An 18,823-nucleotide genomic window follows, 5' to 3' on the forward strand; every position below is an offset into this window, starting at 1 on the left:
ACCCGCAGGCCGCGCGTTGCTTGAACACCTGGGGCCAGTGGAGCGGCCGGTTCATCTGCTGATGGATCGCGCTTACGAAGGCAATGAAACCCGCCAGTTGGCGCTCGATCTTGGCTTCGTGCCGGTGGTTCCACCCAAGTCCAATCGGGTCGATCCTTGGGAGTACGACAAGGAAATGTACAAACGGCGCAACGAAGTGGAGAGGCTGTTCCGTCGCTTGAAGGGCTACCGACGGATTTTCACGCGCTTCGAGCAGCTGGATGTCATGTTCCTTGGCTTCCTCAGCTTCGTTCTGGTCGTTGATGGGCTTCGAATGTGTTAACAGGCCCTAATGATTCGCTCTGATGCCACCTGTGCACAGGGCATGCGGTCATGCGCCTGCAAGAGCTGCGCAAGAACGACGTCGTTGGTGTTGACATAGCGCGTTTCGCTGCCAGGCACACAAAGCAACGGTCTCGCAACCAACACTTCTAACAGCGCTTGCGCAGTTGCTGGAAATGAAGCGCTGGCTTTATCCGTGCCGCTCATCTGCGACGGCTCGAAATACGCTGGCAGGCCAGAGGTATGCTTGAGCAGTTGCGCAAGGCTGATGTGTTCCCAGCGCTGCAGCAATCCGGGCAAATACTGTCTTGCCGGCTGACCCGGATCGATCAGTTGCATGATCAGCGTGCTCACAAACAGCTTGCTCACCGAAAACGCAGGAAAGATCTGCTCTGGCGTTACCGGCTGCTTCATGTCCATACCAGCAAGCCCATCGACGCCGCCAAATAGCGGCTTGCCGTTGTGCACAACAGACACCGCCTGCCCGACAATGCCGCAACGCTGACGGTTGACATGCAGCTGTTGGGTCAACGCGTCCTCAAGCGACGCAGGCGCGGCGATCGCCGGAAAACAGCACACCTGCGCGACAAGCATCCCCGCAGCGGCAAGCCAGCACAGCAGACGTTTGGACGGCTGACGCAATCGACGAGATTGCACTTGATGCTGCACTGGTGACCTGCCATCGAGCAGATCCATTTGCCTGCATACCATCGCTGCCGACCACATGCCCATCGCCCGCTCCTGCGTTGACGGCGCAAGTCTAGCAGCCCCTCAACAGGGGCTCAGTGCCCCGCTGCCGCCGCTGCACTCCCGGCACCGGCGCCGAACGGCCGCTTGGCCAGCCACAGGAAGAAGATGATTGCCAGAAAGGTCCAACCAAGCAGATAGAAGATGTCGTTGAAGCCCATCTGCGACGCCTGGTGGTTGATCATGTTGTTGAGCGATGCAGCGCCACGCTTCAGGTCGCCCTGCCCCATCGCAGCCAGTCGTTCCTGCATGCCGGGCGTGTACACCGAAATGTGTTCGGTGATGTGCGCGTGATGCACCTGGGTACGGTGTGCCCACAGGTAGGTGCTCAACGATGCGGCGAAGCTTCCGCCCAACGTACGCAGGAAGGTGGCCAGACCAGAACCTGCAGCGATTTCGCGCCCATCCAGATCCGACAGCAGGATCTGCAGCACCGGCATGAAGAACAGCGCCACGCCCACGCCCATCACCAGCTGGATGGTCGCCACATGGCTGAAGTCCACCTGCAGGTTGAAGTTGGAACGGAAGAAGCTGGTGAATGACATGAAGATAAAGGCGATGGTAGCCAGCAGGCGCAGGTCGAAGCGCAGCGCGTATTTGCCCACGAACGGCGTCATCAGCACCGGCAGGATGCCGATCGGCGCAGTCGCAAGGCCGGCCCAGATCGCGGTGTAACCCATGTCGCGCTGCAGCCATTGCGGGATCAGCAGGCTCACGCTGAAGAACGCGGCATACGCCACCACCATCGCCAACGTGCCGGTGCGGAAGTTGCGATGCCGGAACAGCTTGAGATCGACGATGGGGTCCTTGTCGGTCAGCTCCCAGATCACGAACACCACCAGCGCCACCGCAGCGACGCAGGCCAGCACCACGATCTTGTCGGAAGAGAACCAGTCCTCGTCATTGCCCAGGTCCAGCACCAACTGCAGCGCACCCACACCGGCCACCAGCAGGATCAGGCCGATGTAATCCATGCGCGGCTTTTCGAGCTGTTCGGGGCGATGCCGCAACTGCGAACCCACGATACTGCTGGCGATGATGCCCAGCGGCACGTTGATCAAGAAGATCCATTCCCAGCTGTAGTCGTCGGTGATCCAGCCACCGAGAATTGGCCCGGCAATCGGCGCCACCACGGTGATCATCCCCAGCAACGCCAGCGCCTGCCCGCGTTTTTCGCGCGGATAGATCGACACCAGCAGACTCTGGGTGATGGGATACATCGGCCCGGCGACAACGCCCTGCAACGCACGCGCCACCACCAGCATGCCCATGCTCTGCGCAAGCCCGCACAGCAGCGAGGCAATGGTGAATGCCAGCGTGGACCACACGAATAATTTGGTTTCGCCGAAGCGCCGGCTCAACCAACCGGTCAACGGCAACGCGATCGCGGTGCTGACCGCGAACGAAGTGATCACCCAGGTGGCCTGCTGCGAACTGGCGCCGAGGTTGCCGGCGATGGTGGGCAGCGAGACGTTGGCGATGGTGGTGTCCAGCACCTGCATGAACGAGGCCATGGCCAGGCCCACGGTGCACAACGCCACGCTGGCCGGTCGAAAACCCGCCGCGGGCGCCGGCGCCGCCGGGCCGCCGGGCGCGGTGGGAGCTTGCGAAGACATGATGGCTTAGCCCGCCTTGCTGGCAGCCTGCGACGGCAGGTTGTCCTGGATGATGCGTTGGACGTCGGCGTCGGCAGCCTTGAGCTGCTGCGCATACACGTCGGTGGAGAACACCGCAGCGTTGGCGAGCTTGGTCGGCAACACGCTGCCCTGCTGATCGTGCAGCTTGACTTCGACCTTCATCGACAACCCGATCCGCAGCGGATTGCTGGCCAGCTGCTTGGAATCCACTGCAATGCGTACCGGCACGCGCTGTACGATCTTGATCCAGTTACCGCTGGCGTTCTGCGCAGGCAACAGCGAGAACGCGCTGCCGGTGCCCAGACCCAGGCTCTGGATACGGCCGGTGTAGCTCACGCCGCCGCCGTACAGATCCGAATGCAGTTCCACTTCCTGGCCCAGACGCATGTGCTTGAGCTGGGTCTCCTTGAAGTTGGCTTCCACCCACACCTGCTCCAGCGGCACCACCAGCATCAGCACGCTGCCCGGCTGCACACGCTGGCCAACTTGTGCCGCGCGCCGTGCGACATAACCCGACACGGGCGCCACCACGCCGGTGCGCGCATGATTCAGATACGCCTGACGCAGCTGCGCGGCGGCGGCCTGCACGTCCGGCTGGTTGGCCACCGCGCTGTCGTCCACCAACGCACGGTTACGCTCAAAGCTCTCGCGCGAGCCGCTCACGGCCGCTTCGGCCACGGCCAGTTCGTCGCGGGCATGCGCGAGTTCTTCGTTGGAGATCGCGCCGGTGGAAGCCAGATCCTTACGCCGTGCGAAGTCTGAGCGCGCACTGCGCAGCGCGACCTCGCGTGCGGACAATTCGGCCTGTGCACCTTCAACACTGCGATACAGACCGCGCACCTGACGCACGGTCTTGGCAAGATTGGCTTCGGCCTGCTGCACCGCGCCCTCGGTGTCGGCCGGGTCCAGTTGCACCAGCAACTGGCCGCGCTCCACGCGCATGCCGTCTTCGGCGCCGATACTCACCACAGTGCCGCCCACCATCGGGGTGATCTGCACCTGGTTGCCCTGTACGTACGCGTCGTCGGTGTCTTCGTGCCAACGGCCGACCAGGAAGTACCACACCACCAGGCCGATGATCGCCAGGATCGCCACAATGGCCACGATACGCAGCGCAGCGCGGCGCTTGCTGGGCGCGGCTGGTGCGGGTTGAGGAGAAGTTGAAGTCGTCTGGCTCATCGTCGATGTCTCAGGAATTCGGTTGTGCGGAAGTGGGCGCGGTGTGTGCGGTATCGCGCGCGGGCTCCGGCGTGAATTCGCCGCCCAGCGCACGCTGCAACCTCACCGAGGCCAGAAGTTGTTGAGACTGCAGCCCAGCCATGCGTTGGCGTGCGACGAGCACCTGCTCCTGCACGCGAAGCACTTCCAGATAGCTGCCGATGCCGGCGCGGTAGCGCTGCTGGGCCAGATCGAAGGCCGCCATGGCGGTCTGCACGGCGTCGTTCTGCGCCTGCGCGCGTTGCTGCAGCGAGCGCACGGCGGTGACCTGGTCGGCCACTTCGCGCAGCGCAGAGATCACTTTCTGGTTGTAGTCGGCCACGGCCAGGTCGTATTGCGCATCGCTGCCGGCCAGGTTGGCGCGCAGCTTGCCGCCGTCGAAGATCGGCAGGCTCAGCGCCGGCGCGACCAGACCGAACACCGAGCCACTGTCCAGCAACTTGCCGACATCCGGGTTGATCACACCGCCCAGCGCAGTGAGGTTGAGGCTGGGATAGAAGCGGGTCTTGGCGACCGCGATGTCCTTGTCGGCCGCCTCCACGCGCCAGCGCGCGGCGACCACGTCGGGACGACGGCCGAGCAGATCGGCCGGCAGCATGCTCGGCAACTGGGTGGCAATGCCCCCGCCCAGCACCGGGCGGGCGATGTCCAAGCCGCGATCCGGGCCCTGCCCGACCAACGCCGCCAGCGCAGTGCGGGCTTCGTCGATCTGCTGCTGCGCGGACTGCAGCTGCTGCTGCGCAGCCGGCACGCGCGCCTGCGCCTGACGCACCTGCAACTCGCTGTCGATGCCGGCGCTGCGGCGTTGCCGGGTCAATTCCAGCAGCTTCTGCGCGCGGCCTAATTCGTCATTGGCCAGGTCATGCAAACTCCATGCGTAAGCAAGCTGCGCATAGCCTTCGGCAATCGCCGACGACAGATTCAACCGCGCCGCCTGCGCATCCACTTCGGCTGCATGCGCCTGATCGACCGCCGCTTCCCACGCGCTGCGCTTGCCGCCCCACAGATCGACGCCGTAGCGGAACTCCAACGCGAGCTGCGCACTACCGCCGTATTTGCCACCGATCTCTTCGCCGACCAAGGATTCGGGCAGCTGCAGGCCGGTGTAGCCACCGGACACCGACAAGCTGGGGCCACGATTGGCCTGCGCAGTGTCGATACGGGCCTGCACCCGATGCAAGCGCGCGTCGGCCGCCGCAAGGCTGGGGCTGTGCTGCAGGCCCTCGGCAATCAGCGCGTCCAGCTGCGCATCGCCCAGGGCGCGCCACCAATAGCTGGCCGGCCACGCGGCCGGGCTCAGCGTGGTTTGCTGCGCCAGGGTGCGCTCCGCATGCAGCCTGCTGGGATCCAGCACGCTACCCTGCGGGGTTAGGCCACGGCTGCTGGCACAGGCGGCCAGCGCCAGCGCAAGGGCAGTGATAACGAACGGCCGCGCCAAGCGCATCGAGCGCGGGCGCAACGTCTGGGTCGGGGAACTAGCAGCGTTCATGCGTTGAGTGCATCGCGGACACGGATGAGAAGTGAGGTAAGAAGTTCGCGCTCGGGCGCAGACAGATCGCGCAGGCCGTGCTCGATGGCGCGTTCGCCGCGCAAGCGCAGCCGCTCCCAGAGCGCCACGCCCTGTTCGGTCATGACAATCTGCAGTGCGCGTCGGTCCTGCGCGTGCGGCTCGCGCCGTACCGCGCCCAGCGCTTCAAGCTTGTCGAGCAGGCGGGTCACCGCGCTCGGGGTCTGGTCCAGCGCCAGCGCCAGTTCGTTGGCTGTGCACGGCGAGCGCACCGCCAGAACCTTCAGGCCCACGTAGTGGCTGAAGCCGAAATCGGGCAGTTCGCCCTTCATCTCGGCATCGAGCTGGCGCATTAGCGCATCACGTACCTGACGCAGCAGCAGGCCGAACGACGGCGCGGCGGTGGACGGCACATTCATGCACTGCATTTTTTCCGAAAAATATATTTGTAAAAGCAATTATACCACTGGGGATTAAACCGCCCGCAAGGATCTCCACCTCACGCGGCGTGCGTACTGGCGTGGTAATACAATTCGGCCAATGAGTATCGAAAACTCGCCAACCCGGATCGACGCATTGCCACCGGGCGTGCGCACCAGCTTCGAAAAGGCCGATGGCCCGGTGCTGATCGCGTTCCTGGCCGAGTTGCGCGAGGTCTGGGCGCCAGAAACCGTTTGGCACGCGCATGTCCGCGGCCAGCTGATGTATGTGGAACACGGCATGCTCACCGTGCATACCGAACAAGGCACCTTGTCGCTGCCGCCAGGCTGCGCGGGCTGGTTGCCGCCCGGACGGCAGCACACGGTCGAGCCGGCCGGGCCCATGCGCGGCTGGGGCGTGGGGGTGCGGCCCGATGCCTGCGTCACCCTGCCTGCGCAAGGCCGGGTGATCCGACTGACCGGCTTGGCCCGCGAGGCCATCATGCGGGCCGCCAGCTGGCCGCTGGATCAGCCGTTGGATGCCGCCCAGCAACGCCTAGCCGCGGTGTTGCTGGAGGAGCTGCGGCAGGTGCAGATCGACCACCTGCACCTGCCGATGCCGGCCGACCGCCGGCTGCTGCGGATCGCCCGCCAGCTGCTCGACACCCCCGCCGACCCGCGTTCACTGGAGCAATGGGCCGACTGGGGCGGACTGTCGCCGCGCAGCCTGAGCCGGCATTTCCGCAACGAGACCGGCCTGAGTTTTGCGCAGTGGCGACAGCAGGCCCGGCTGGCGGAAGGCTTGCGGCGGCTGAGCCAGGGCAACGCAGTGGCGCAGGTGGCCGACCAACTCGGCTACAGCAGCCCCAGCGCCTTCGTCAGTGTGTTCCACCGCCATTTCGGCGCCCCGCCGGCGCGTTATTTCGCCAGCTCCCACGCGCGCGGCTTGGCATCCACCGCCGCATCCGGATAATCGGCGCTCTTCGAGTCCACGCCCCGGTGCGGACTCCTCCCACGCAGGACCTGGCTTTACATGACCGATCTGACCCGCCCCACCTTCCACGGCTTCGAACAGCTGCCGCTGCGCGAGTACGCCGAACGCGCCTATCTCGACTATTCGATGTACGTGGTGCTCGACCGCGCCCTGCCGTTCCTGGGCGACGGCCTGAAGCCGGTGCAGCGGCGCATCATCTTCGCCATGAGCGAGCTGGGCCTGAATGCCGCTGCCAAGCCGAAGAAATCTGCGCGCACCGTGGGCGATGTGATCGGTAAGTACCACCCGCACGGCGACAGCGCCTGCTACGAGGCACTCGTGCTGATGGCGCAGCCGTTCTCGTACCGCTACCCGCTGATCGAAGGCCAGGGCAACTTCGGCTCCACCGACGACCCCAAGTCGTTCGCGGCGATGCGCTACACCGAATCCAAGCTGACCCCGATCGCCGAAGTGCTACTGGGCGAACTCGCCCAAGGCACCACCGACTGGGCACCCAACTTCGACGGCACCCTGGAAGAGCCCACCTGGCTGCCGGCACGCCTGCCGCACCTGCTGCTCAACGGCACCACCGGCATTGCCGTGGGTATGGCCACCGACGTTCCGCCGCACAACCTCAATGAGATCGTCAGCGCGCTGCTGCGGCTGCTCGACAACCCCGATGCCACGGTTGCCGAACTGTGCGAACACGTGCTCGGGCCGGACTATCCGACCACCGCTGAAATCATCACCCCGGCCGCCGACCTGCGTGCGATTTACGAAACCGGCCACGGCAGCGTGCGCGCACGGGCCACATACAAGAAAGAACACGCCAACATCGTCATCGACGCGCTGCCGTACCAAGTGTCGCCGTCCAAGGTGATCGAGCAGATCGCCCAGCAGATGCGCGCCAAGAAGCTGCCGTGGCTGGAAGACATCCGCGACGAATCCGACCACACCAGCCCGGTGCGGGTGGTGCTGGTGCCGCGTTCCAATCGCGTCGATGCCGAACAGCTGATGGGCCACCTGTTCGTCACCACCGATCTGGAGCGCAGCTACCGCTGCAATCTCAACGTCATCGGCCTGGATGGCCGCCCGCAGGTGAAGAATCTACGCCAGTTGCTGAGCGAATGGCTGACCTTCCGTAGCGACACCGTCACCCGCCGCCTCGACCATCGACTGCAAAAGGTCGAGCGTCGCCTGCACCTGTTGGAAGGCTTGTTGATCGCCTTCCTCAACCTGGACGAAGTGATCCGCATCGTCCGCAGCGAGGACGAACCCAAGCCGGTGCTGATCTCGCGCTTTGCGTTGAGCGAGGAACAGGCCGAATACATCCTGGAAACCAAGCTGCGCCAACTGGCGCGCCTGGAAGAAATGAAGATCCGCGGCGAGCAGGAAGCACTTGCCAAGGAACGCGCGCAGATCATGGCGATCCTGGAAAGCAAGACCAAGCTGAAGAAGCTGATCAAGGACGAACTCACTGCCGATGCCAAGAAGTTCGGCGACGCGCGCCTTTCGCCGCTGGTGCAGCGTGGCGCCGCGCAGGCCATCGACGAAACCGAGATGGTCGCCAGCGAACCGATGACGGTGGTGCTGTCGGAAAAGGGCTGGGTGCGCGCGGCCAAGGGGCATGAGGTGGATCCGGCCGGCATGTCCTACCGCGATGGCGACGGCCTGCTGGCGGCGGTGCGTAGCCGCAGCACGCACCAGGTGGCGTTCCTGGATTCGGAAGGCCGCGCCTATTCCACCGCCGTGCACACCCTGCCCTCGGCGCGTGGCAACGGCGAACCCTTGACCGGGCGGTTCTCGCCGGCGTCGGGCGCAGCGTTCCAGGTCATGGCCAGTGCCGACAACGCCACCCGCTTCGTGCTGGCGTCCTCGCACGGCTACGGCTTTGTCACCCGCTTCGAAAATCTTACTGGCCGCAACAAGGCCGGCAAGGCGATGCTCAACCTGACCACCGGCTCGCATGTGCTGACGCCGGCCCAGGTGAGCAACCCGCAAACCGATCGCATCGTCGCCGTGACCAGCGCCGGCAACCTGCTCGCGGTGCCGGCCACGGAGGTGCCCGAACTGGACAAGGGCAAAGGCAACAAGATCATCGAGATCCCCAAGGCCAAGCTCGGTACCGAACGCGTGGTGGCAGTGGTCGCGGTAGCACCCGGCAACACGCTGCTGGTGCGCAGCGGCGCTCGCACGATGAGCCTGTCGTTCAAGGACCTGGACACGTATGTGGGTGCGCGTGCGAGCCGCGGGGCGCTGTTGCCGCGCGGGTGGCAAAAGGTGGATGGATTGGAGGTGCAGTAACTATTGCTCACTCACTTGGCGCGCAGCGGCGCGATTGAAACTGCGGTCGCCTCAGGCTGCTTACTTTTCCGGCGCGCGGCAGCAAGACCGGCATTTTTGTACGCCTCAAAGGACCTGAGGCGCGGCAGCACGTGTCGCGTTTCAGGAAATAAAACTGCTGCAGCGCCGGCATTGCATCACCCGCTCTTCTAGGTGTAACAGATGCAAGCGCTGAACTTACCGTCAACGCTGAGCACTGCATCAGAGCGCGCGTGACCCGCCATTTCGAATGAACACAGTGGAGACAGCCACTGACAAGGCGACGCATGGACACGAACTTCTGGTTGGAACGTTGGCAGCTCGGACAGACCGGCTTTCATCAGCAAATCGTCGCGAATGGCAAGGCACTCGTACTCCATGCCGAGCCGATACCCACGCTGCGTCAGCCAGACGACTGCGCAGCGTGGGCTGCCGGCTCAACCGGCAGCGTGGCCCTTGTCGATCTTCGAGGTCTGGTACAGCTCCAGACCGATGCGCTTGATCAGGCCAAGCTGCTGCTCCAGCCACCACGCATGATCTTCTTCGGTGTCCTGCAGCTGCTTGAGCAATATGTCGCGGCTAACGTAATCGCCGTGGTCTTCGCACAGCTTCATGCCGGCGGCGAGCGCGGCGCGCACTTCGTATTCGACGACCAGATCGCGCTCGAGCATCTCCACCACGGTCTTGCCGGGCGCAAACTCGGCTGGTCGCATGTCCGGGTCGCCTTCCAGGAACAGGATGCGCCGCAACAACGCGTCGGCGTGCTCGGTTTCTTCTTCCATCTCATGGTTGATGCGCTCGTACAGCGCCATCAGCCCCTGATCCTCGTAGCGGCGTGAATGCAGGAAATATTGATCGCGCGCCGCCAATTCGCCGCGTAGCAGCTGCTTGAGGTAATCGACGACTTCGGGATGGCCTTTCATGGTGTGCTCCAACGACGCAATGCGCGCATGGTGCCCTAAGCAGGCGTGCAATGATCTAATCGGAATCACTTTCAGTTGCGCTTGCGGCCAGACCCGCCACGGTCATGTCCGCCGACCGCACGTCAACCAAGCTCAAGGAACCGACAATGCGTAAATGGCTGGGCCGGCTGCTGCTGGGAATCGTACTGCTGGCCCTGACGGCCAGCCTGGCGCTCTATCTATTGATGCGCGGCAGCTTGCCGCAGCTGGATGGCGAGGGCGCCCTCAGCGGCCTGGCTGCGCCGGTCAGCGTGCAGCGCGATGGGCTCGGCGTGGTCACCATTGATGCCACAAATCAGCTCGATGCGATGCGTGCGCTCGGCTACGTACACGCGCAGGAGCGCTATTTCGAAATGGATTTGATGCGCCGCGCACCGGCCGGCGAGTTGTCCGAGCTGTTCGGCGCCAAGGCCGTAGACCTGGACAAGCGCAACCGCGTGCACCGCCTGCGGGCCCGCGTGCATGCCAGCCTGGACATCGCCGCCGGCAGCCAACGCGCTGCATTGCAGGCGTATACCGACGGCGTCAACGCCGGGCTGGCCGCGCTGCGGGTGCGGCCCTGGCCCTATCTGCTGCTGCGCCAGACACCGCGCGCATGGACACTGGACGACTCCATCCTCACCGGCCTGGCGATGTACACAGACCTGCAGGACAGCAGCAACCAGACCGAGCTAGCCGCCGCGCGCATCCGCGCCGTGGTGCCGCCCGCGCTGGCGGCGTTGCTTGACCACCAGGGCTCCAGCTGGGATGCGCCGTTGTTCGGTCCGCCGCTGGGCGATGCCAGTTTGCCGGATGCGACCACGCTGGACCTACGGCGTCTACCGCATCCGGCGACCGCACCGCACGCGGAAACGCCGATACCAGGCAGCAATAACTTCGCAGTAGACGGCAGCCTCACCACCGACGGCCGCGCCATCGTTGCCGACGACATGCACCTGGACCTGCGCCCGCCCAATATCTGGTTCCGCGCACGCCTGCGCTATGCAGACAGCAACGCGCCCGATGGCAAAGTAGATGTCACCGGATTCACCCTGCCCGGCCTGCCGGCGGTGGTGGTGGGCAGCAACGGGCATGTGGCCTGGGCGTTTACCAACAGCTATATCGACACCGCGGATTTCGCACGCATTCCTGCGCCCACGCCGGGCCACCCGCAGGCACTGACCACGCATGTGGAAACCATCCGCGTGGCCGGTGCAGCGCCGGTGCGTCTGGAGGTGCGCGAAGCGGCGTGGGGGCCAGTGCTGCACACCAACGCCGACGGCAGCGTGCTGGCGTTGCGCTGGGCCGCGCAGCTTCCGGGCGCGATTCGGTTGGACTTCGCGCAAATGAGCACAGCGGGCGATCTTCAGGCGGCGTTTGCGGTGGCAGACCGCTCCGGCATTCCGGCGCAGAACCTGCTGCTGGCCGATCGCAGCGGGCGTATCGCCTGGCGCCTGATCGGCGCGCGCCCGGAACGCAATGCAGGCTGCGGCCCAAGTGGAATTGCCGAACTCGCAACCTCGGCGCCCGCACCAAACGCAGCATCAAGCGCACCTGCAGCTGCAGCTGCAACACCTTCGACGCCCAGCGCTTGCCTGCCGTGGTCGCTGCGCAGCGACAATGCGCCTGCGCTGGTCGACCCGCCGTCGCATCGGCTCTGGACCGCCAACAACCGCATCGTCGATGCGCAGCAACTGGCCACGCTTGGCAATGCCGGTTACGACCTAGGCGCGCGTGCACAGCAGATTCGCAACGCGCTCTTCGCAAAGCAGCGCTTCAACGAACGCGATCTGCTCGCCATCCAGCTTGACGACCGCGCCGTGCTGCTCACGCGCTGGTGGCAGTTGTTGCGCAGCATCGTCGCCGACAGCAAGGATCCGGCACTGCAACAGATCGCACTTGCCATGCGCGATTGGGATGGTCATGCCTCCACCACTTCGACCAGCTACCGCATCGTGCGCGAGTTCCGCAGCAAGACCATCGATGCCGTGGAAGGCGGCCTGTTGGCACCCGCCCATGCCGCACTCGGCGAGGACTTCTTGCCGCCACCTCGCGCGCAGCTGGAAGGCATCGTCTGGCCGTTACTGCAACAGCGCCCAGCCAACCTGTTACCGCCAACGTTCGCAAGTTGGGACCAGTTGCTCAGCGATGCCGCGCGCAGCGCGCAGTCAAGCGTGATCGCAGAAGACGCGCAGGGCAAACCGGGCGGCCAACACAGCTGGGGCCAGCGCAATACCGCCGCCATCTGCCACCCCATCGCGCGTGCACTGCCCGCCCTGGCCAAGCGCTGGCTGTGCATGCCGCCCGACCAGCTGCCGGGCGACCGCGACATGCCGCGCGTGCAAGGCCCGGCCTTTGGCGCGTCCGAACGCATGGTGGTCTCGCCAGGCCACGAACAGGACGGCATCGTGCATATGCCCGGCGGCCAGAGCGGACACCCGCTATCGCCGTTCTGGGGCGCAGGCCACGACGATTGGGTGCATGGAAGACCCACACCGTTTCTGCCCACTGCCACGCGTTACACGCTGCAATTGCGCCCGCAGTAATAGCGACTAGCAACGCTGCTGCGTAGTGGCCAGGGAAAGAAAAACAAGAACGAAGAACGATCAAGCATCGCCGCTCCACAACGCCCCTCTCCCCTAGGGGGCGACGAGGCACGGATTGCGCGCCACTGGCGCGCGTGCCTTGGAGCGCCCGCGCTGCGGGCGCGGGGGTTGGGGTGAGGGTACGGCCATCACGCGGTATTGGATGAGTGCGCAATGTGGCCCTGCCCTTAGCCATTCAAAAACGCTCAGGCACACAAGCGCACGAGGCTTCGCACGTCCCCTCATTCGCCCTTCGGGCACCTTCTCCTCGCGGGAGAAGGGAGACCTCGCTCTCATACGTTCTGCTTTGCCTCATTTGACTGCCTTACCTGCCTTGCCTGCATTCCTGGCTTCTGCGACTTCGCGTCTCGCGTGTGTCCTTACGCGCGGGCACCTGCATTTGCACCAAAGCAAATCGCACATCAGCTAGCAAGCCCTTTTTGCGCAGCGCCGCAGCGACCTCTGCAATCCGGCAAACACATCATGCTAAGATGCATTTGATAACCATTCCCATTATTGATCAATGCGCCACACGCTTCTTGTCACCACGCTCGCTCTGCATACCCTGCCTGCTTTCGCTCAACAGACCACCGCACCCGCCGTGACCGCGCTGGATGGCGTGGATGTTGTCGGCCGTGCGCAGACGCTCTACAAATCCGAAGACGCCGCCGTCGCCACGCGCACCGATACGCCGCTGGCGCTGGTGCCGCAGTCGGTGCAGGTGCTGCCGCGCGAGTTGATCGACGACCAGGCTGCGCGGCAGATCACCGATCTGTATCGCAGCATCAGCGGCATCAGCTTCTTCAGCTATGCCGGGGTGACATTGCGCGGTTTCCGCCAGGAAAACGTGCTGTACGACGGCCTGCGCAGCGACCCGTATGCCGGCTTCTCGGTGCCGCAGCTGTTCAACATCGAGCGCGTGGAAGTGCTCAAGGGCCCGGCCGGTGCGCTGTACGGCGGCGGCGAACCGGGTGGTGTGATCAACTATGTCACGCAAAAACCCGGCCATCAGGCGGCGCGGCGCGTGGAGCTGCAGGTCGGCAATCAATCCTTCGGTGCCGCCTCGTTCGAAGCCACCGGGCCGGTGCGCGAAGATGGCCGCATCCGCTACCGCATCGGCGCCTATGCCGATGGCGAAGACGGCTTTCGCTGGAACACCGATAGCCAGAGCCAGATTGGCGATGCGTCGGTGGCCTTCGATATCGGCAACACCGGCGAACTCACCCTGCAATACACCGACATCACCCAAAACCTGGGCGGCAACCGCCTACGTGGCGTGCCGGTGGATAACGCCGGCAACTTCCTCACCGACCGGCGCTGGAACCACAACGAACCCCCCGACTTCCTGGACATGCGCGCCAAAGTGGCGTTCGCGCAGTACCGGTTTGCGCCGTCCAGCGCGTGGAGTGTGGACATGGCGCTGCGCTGGTTCAAGAACGACGAGCATCAGATCTATCACGAGCCGATGGGCTTGATCGACCGCGATCGCGATGGCACTGCCGAGTGGATGACCCGACAGTTGCGCAATCAATACCGCGACAACGATGCAATCTCCAGCAACGTCAACGCGGTGTTCCGCACCAGCACCGGCACGATCGAGCACACGCTGCTGATGGGCGCGGACTCCTACCGCCTTGACGCCAATTTCCGCGCGCAAACCGCCAATACCGCAGATACCGGACGCGTACGTGGCCCGGTGCCGGGCATCGATCTGTTCAACCCCGTGTACGGGCGCAGCGGCTTCTACGATTACGGTCTCCATAGCCTTCCCTGGCGCGCTACCAGCACGCGTAGCCAACGCTATGGTACGTATCTGCAGGACGAACTCACGCTGACCTCGGGCTGGTATGCGATGGCCGGGCTGCGCTGGGACGGCTTCAAGGACGACAACCTGCTGGACGGCTCGCGCGTCACCGGCAACGATCTCAGTTGGCGTGTCGGCAGCACCGTCGTGTTGCGCGAGGGCATCAACGCATATGCAAGTTACGCCAGCGGTTTCTTGCCGCAGGATGCCGCCAATCAGGACAGCAGCGCAGGTGGTCCGTTCGCACCAGAACGCAGCACGCAATGGGAAGTGGGCCTGAAGACGGCACTCAACGATGGCGGGCTGACCTTCAACACGGCGCTGTATCGCATCGAGCGCAGCAACATCTTGCAGGCCAACGGCCGCATCGTCGATGGTGTCAATCAACTTTCTGCGCTTGGTCTGGTACGCAGCGAGGGCATGGAAGTCGACGTGCTGACCGATCTCACCGAGCGCTGGGTACTTAACCTCACCTACGCTTACAACGATGCACGCGTGCTCGATGCGGGCACCAATGGCATCACCAATGCGTCCGGCAATCGCTTCGCCAATGCACCGCGCAACACCTTCGGTCTATGGACACGCTATGACCTGCCGGCATGGCGCTCGGCAATCGCCTTTGGTGCCGACTACGTGGGCGAACGCGTCAGCCTGGACGGGCAGCGCGTCAAACCCTATGCCATTTACGACATCAGCTGGCAGACGCATTGGGACGCCTGGAAACTGCAGATCAACATCAAAAACCTGTTCGACAAGGTCTATGCGGTGAGCGGATTCAACACCCGCGCCGGGCATTTCCCCGGCGAGCCGCGTCGCATCTACGCGCAGCTGGCTTATCGTTTCTGACGGTGGCGCAGCTGCTGTATGCGCTGCGTCCGTCGGCACATGCGATGTCGGCGCGCATCACGCGTGCGATACGCACGCAGCACCGGCATGACGCTCGCTTCGAGCGTTCAATAACACACGGTCTGCAGCTGGTCGCATGCACACGCATCCGCAAACGGCATGCAAACACTGCACTACGACCGCGCGCACCGCTGTTCGATAGACGATCGCGCTAGTCATTTTGTTCCCTCCGCAATGTGACGCACGTCAGACGTTGCAACCATATGCACAGCGAATGCAGCCTCAACCGCGACAAGGTGATGAACCTGCGCCGAATCGCGCGGCTACGCATGGGCTGGAACTTAACGTCCGGTGGGACACACTAGAGCACATCGCGATGTGGAGCCCTGCTCCACGCATCGCCCTCTTCCCCCCACTGATCGGAATCCGCATGCCTTTGCTTGCCCGCTCCGTTTCCGCCCTGTTGCCACTGATGTTTGCGACGGCCTGCTCGGCCGCGCCGCCAGCCAAATCCGGCCCGCCGGATGCGCCTGTGACTGCCTGCACCGCCAAAGTACGTCCTGGACAGGACCTGCAAAAAGCCATCGACAAACTGCCGCAAAGCGACAAGCCGGCGGTGCTGTGCCTGGAAAAAGGCGAGTTTCCGCTCAATGGCATGGTGTCGATCCACCGCGGCAATTTCACTCTGCGCGGCCAGGGCCCCAGCACCGTGGTGCGCATGGCCGATGGCGTGCAGCAGCCGGTCCTGGTGGTCGGCGATTACGAAAACCAGCAGCCTACGGGCGTGATCCGCAATGTCAGCATCGAAGACATGCAGATCGTCGCCAGCACTGGCGACAAAGAGTTCATGCCCGAGCGCCCCTACCTGAGCAATAGCGCGGTGGTAGTGCGGTCCGGGCAAGGCATTCGGCTGGCCGGCCTGCAGGTCAACAAGTGCCGCAGCGCATGCCTGCTGAGCGAGTACGACACCCGCGAGATCACCATCGAAAACAACGATGTGTCCGGTGCAATCTGGGACGGCGTGTCGTTCAACCGCACAGCGAAGGTCACGATGGTCAATAATTACATCCACGACAACGTGGCTGCTGGTTTAACCACCGAACACCTGGAAGACAGCGAGATCCGCAACAACCGCTTCGAGCGCAATGGCAGCCAAGGCATCTATCTCTCGGATGCGCGGCGTAATCGCTTCAGCAACAATCAGTTCGATGGCAACAAGGTGGCCGGTGTATTCCTGGCCTGTGCGGTGCGGTACCGCACGCCGGAAATCCTGTGCTGGGATAACAGCGTGAGCCAGGACAATGTGTTCGAGAACAACCGCTTCGCCAACACGCCATTTACCTACACCATCGGCGTGGACCGTGCGGCCAACTGCACCGCGACCGACTTCAAGCCGAACCTGTGGCGCAACAACCAGGCCGATATGCCCGGCGTGGATATCGACCCGCAACGCTATGGCTATTGCGTGCGCCAGGAGCAATAAGACACGCGCACCAAGCGCAGCGGCCGGCCGTGCAGCAATGCACGCCGGCCGCTGCAGTTACGGCAGCCTTACGAGTCCATTGCCTGCGCGTGGACGCCGGCAATGGCGCGGCCCGATGGGTCTGCCATCGCGGCAAAACTCGCATCCCAGGCGATCGCGGTTGGCGACGAGCACGCGATCGACTTGCCTCCCGGCACGGTTTCCGCAGCCGACTGTCCGGGGAAAAACTGCTCGAACAAGGTGCGATAGAAATACGCTTCCTTGGTCTGCGGCGGGTTGACCGGGTAGCGTCGGTCGGCAGCGGCGAGCTCGCGTTCGCTGACGTTCGCTGCGGCATGCGCCTTCAGCCCGTCGATCCAGCCATAGCCCACGCCGTCGCTGAACTGCTCCTTCTGACGCCACAGAATCGACTCGGGCAGATAGCCTGCGAATGCTTCGCGCAGCACGCCTTTTTCCATGCGCGCCGCGCCGCTGCTGGTCTTGTCGATCATTTTGAAACTGGCGTCCATGCGCATCGCCACATCGAGGAACTCGCGATCCAGGAACGGCACGCGCGGCTCCACGCCCCAGGCCATCATCGACTTGTTCGCGCGCAGGCAATCGTAGTTGTTGAGCGCGTCGAGCTTGCGCACCAGCTCTTCATGGAATTCGCGCGCGTTCGGTGCCTTATGGAAATACAGGTAGCCGCCGAAGATCTCGTCGCTGCCTTCGCCGGAGAGCACCATCTTGACGCCCATCGCCTTGATACGCCGCGCCAATAAGAACATCGGTGTGGAAGCGCGAATGGTGGTGACGTCGTAGGTTTCGATGTGGCGAATGACGTCAGGCAACGCATCCAGCCCCTCTTCGAAGGTGTATTCGAAGCCGTGGTGCACGGTGCCCAGCGCAGCGGCGGCCACTTCCGCTGCTGCCAAATCGGGCGAGCCCTTCAAGCCAATCGCGAAGGAATGCAGGCGTGGCCACCACGCTTCGGTGGTATCGTTCTCTTCGACGCGGTGACGGGCGTAGCGCGCGGCAACTGCTGCAACCAACGAGGAATCCAGCCCGCCCGACAACAACACGCCGTACGGCACGTCGGTCATCAGTTGACGATGCACCGCACGCTCGAAGGCTTCGCGCAATTCCTGCAGTTGCACCTGCACACCTTCCACCTCGGCATATTCGCGCCAGGCGCGCTCGTAATAACGGCTCAGCGCGCCGGTGGCGCTGTCGTACCAATGGCCCGGAGGGAACTGCGCCGCATCGGCGCAATCGTCCACCAGCGATTTCAATTCCGACGCCACCCGCAGACGGCCTTCGCGGTCGTGCCCCCAGTACAGCGGCACCACACCGATCGGGTCGCGTGCGATGATCACCCGTCCTTCCGTCTTATCCCACAGCGCAAACGCAAAGATGCCGTTGAGGCGATTGAGATACAAGGCCGGCACATCTTCGCGATACAGCGCATTGATCACCTCGCAATCGGAGCCGGTCTGGAAGGCGTACGGCTGCAGCAGTTCGGCCTTGAGTTCGCGATGGTTGTAGATCTCGCCATTGACCGCCAGCGCCAGCTGCCCGTCTTCGGACAGCAACGGCTGCGAGCCGCCGGCCGGGTCGACGATGGCCAGGCGCTCGTGCACCAGGATGGCCCCGGCATCGACGTAGACGCCGCTCCAGTCCGGCCCGCGATGGCGCTGCCGCTGCGAACATTCCAGTGCCTGCCGGCGTAGCGCCTGCAAGTCGTCACCGGGTTGCAGGCCGAAAATACCAAAGATGGAACACATGGAAACACTCCTGAATAACTGCTGGGGTTGGCGGCCGGTGAGAGAGCGTGCTGCATGAAAATGACACCCATAAAAAAACCCGCATCGGCCGATGCGGGTTTTCTGATTCCTGGGCGTTTGGTGGACGTCGCCTAGTCGCAGACCCGCATCGGCCGCGTACGATTATTCGCGCGCAGATTGTTGCGGTTGGCGTTATTGAGGTTGGCAAGGCGAATGACCATGTCGCTGACGCTAACCGTTCGTTTTCACCGGTGCAA

The 18,823-nt window shown here is 64.0% G+C and carries 13 protein-coding genes; 6 read left to right on the forward strand and 7 right to left on the reverse strand.

What is annotated here, in order from left to right; genetic code table 11:
* Positions 1-322, forward strand: a 322-nt coding sequence (locus WJW29_RS11375) for a transposase (protein WP_146770797.1), incomplete at its 5' end; no start/stop codon positions are given.
* On the opposite strand, the gene WJW29_RS11380 is transcribed toward WJW29_RS11375, so the two are convergent.
* The 5 genes from WJW29_RS11380 to WJW29_RS11400 are packed head-to-tail and all read right to left on the reverse strand — an operon-like array spanning position 319 to position 5,849.
* On the reverse strand, positions 319-1,053 hold the full coding sequence (locus WJW29_RS11380; protein WP_011258723.1) for a serine hydrolase domain-containing protein: 735 nt from the start codon (positions 1,051-1,053) through the stop codon (positions 319-321). The genes WJW29_RS11375 and WJW29_RS11380 overlap by 4 nt on opposite strands.
* 50 nt (positions 1,054-1,103) lie before the next feature.
* Positions 1,104-2,684 carry a DHA2 family efflux MFS transporter permease subunit gene (locus WJW29_RS11385; RefSeq protein WP_011258722.1) on the reverse strand — a complete coding sequence of 527 codons (1,581 nt, stop codon included), beginning with the start codon at positions 2,682-2,684 and terminating at the stop codon, positions 1,104-1,106.
* Between the two features lie 6 nt (positions 2,685-2,690).
* Complete coding sequence (locus tag WJW29_RS11390; protein ID WP_027703877.1) at positions 2,691-3,884, reverse strand: efflux RND transporter periplasmic adaptor subunit; 1,194 nt, start codon at positions 3,882-3,884, stop codon at positions 2,691-2,693.
* Positions 3,885-3,894: 10 nt separating this feature from the next.
* Positions 3,895-5,412, reverse strand: coding sequence for an AdeC/AdeK/OprM family multidrug efflux complex outer membrane factor (locus WJW29_RS11395; RefSeq protein WP_011258720.1), 1,518 nt, complete (start codon positions 5,410-5,412; stop codon positions 3,895-3,897).
* Positions 5,409-5,849, reverse strand: a complete 441-nt coding sequence (locus WJW29_RS11400) for a MarR family transcriptional regulator (protein WP_012445167.1) — start codon at positions 5,847-5,849, stop codon at positions 5,409-5,411. Before WJW29_RS11400 ends, WJW29_RS11395 begins: the two co-directional genes overlap by 4 nt.
* 121 nt (positions 5,850-5,970) lie before the next feature.
* Here WJW29_RS11400 and WJW29_RS11405 point away from each other — a divergent pair, with 121 nt between their 5' ends.
* Entirely contained in the window at positions 5,971-6,822 is an 852-nt protein-coding gene (locus tag WJW29_RS11405; protein WP_011258718.1) for a helix-turn-helix transcriptional regulator, read from the forward strand.
* Between the two features lie 60 nt (positions 6,823-6,882).
* Complete coding sequence (parC, locus tag WJW29_RS11410) at positions 6,883-9,126, forward strand: DNA topoisomerase IV subunit A (protein WP_011258717.1); 2,244 nt, start codon at positions 6,883-6,885, stop codon at positions 9,124-9,126.
* 455 nt (positions 9,127-9,581) lie between these two features.
* On the opposite strand, the gene bfr is transcribed toward parC, so the two are convergent.
* Positions 9,582-10,067 carry a bacterioferritin gene (bfr, locus tag WJW29_RS11415; RefSeq protein ID WP_011408338.1) on the reverse strand — a complete coding sequence of 162 codons (486 nt, stop codon included), beginning with the start codon at positions 10,065-10,067 and terminating at the stop codon, positions 9,582-9,584.
* Between the two features lie 146 nt (positions 10,068-10,213).
* On the opposite strand from bfr, the gene WJW29_RS11420 reads away from it, so the two are divergent.
* The 3 genes from WJW29_RS11420 to hpaM all read left to right on the forward strand — a co-directional run bounded on the left by WJW29_RS11420 (position 10,214) and on the right by hpaM (position 16,803).
* Positions 10,214-12,631, forward strand: coding sequence for a penicillin acylase family protein (locus tag WJW29_RS11420; RefSeq protein WP_012445169.1), 2,418 nt, complete (start codon positions 10,214-10,216; stop codon positions 12,629-12,631).
* Positions 12,632-13,193: 562 nt separating this feature from the next.
* Positions 13,194-15,320 carry a TonB-dependent siderophore receptor gene (locus tag WJW29_RS11425; protein WP_011258714.1) on the forward strand — a complete coding sequence of 709 codons (2,127 nt, stop codon included), beginning with the start codon at positions 13,194-13,196 and terminating at the stop codon, positions 15,318-15,320.
* A gap of 430 nt (positions 15,321-15,750) precedes the next feature.
* On the forward strand, positions 15,751-16,803 hold the full coding sequence (hpaM, locus tag WJW29_RS11430) for a type III secretion-associated outer membrane-bound protein HpaM (protein ID WP_041182087.1): 1,053 nt from the start codon (positions 15,751-15,753) through the stop codon (positions 16,801-16,803).
* 68 nt (positions 16,804-16,871) lie between these two features.
* On the opposite strand, the gene asnB is transcribed toward hpaM, so the two are convergent.
* On the reverse strand, positions 16,872-18,566 hold the full coding sequence (gene asnB, locus WJW29_RS11435) for an asparagine synthase B (protein ID WP_011258712.1): 1,695 nt from the start codon (positions 18,564-18,566) through the stop codon (positions 16,872-16,874).
* Positions 18,567-18,823: the final 257 nt, after the last annotated feature.

Source organism: Xanthomonas sp. JL1, from assembly GCF_038405005.1.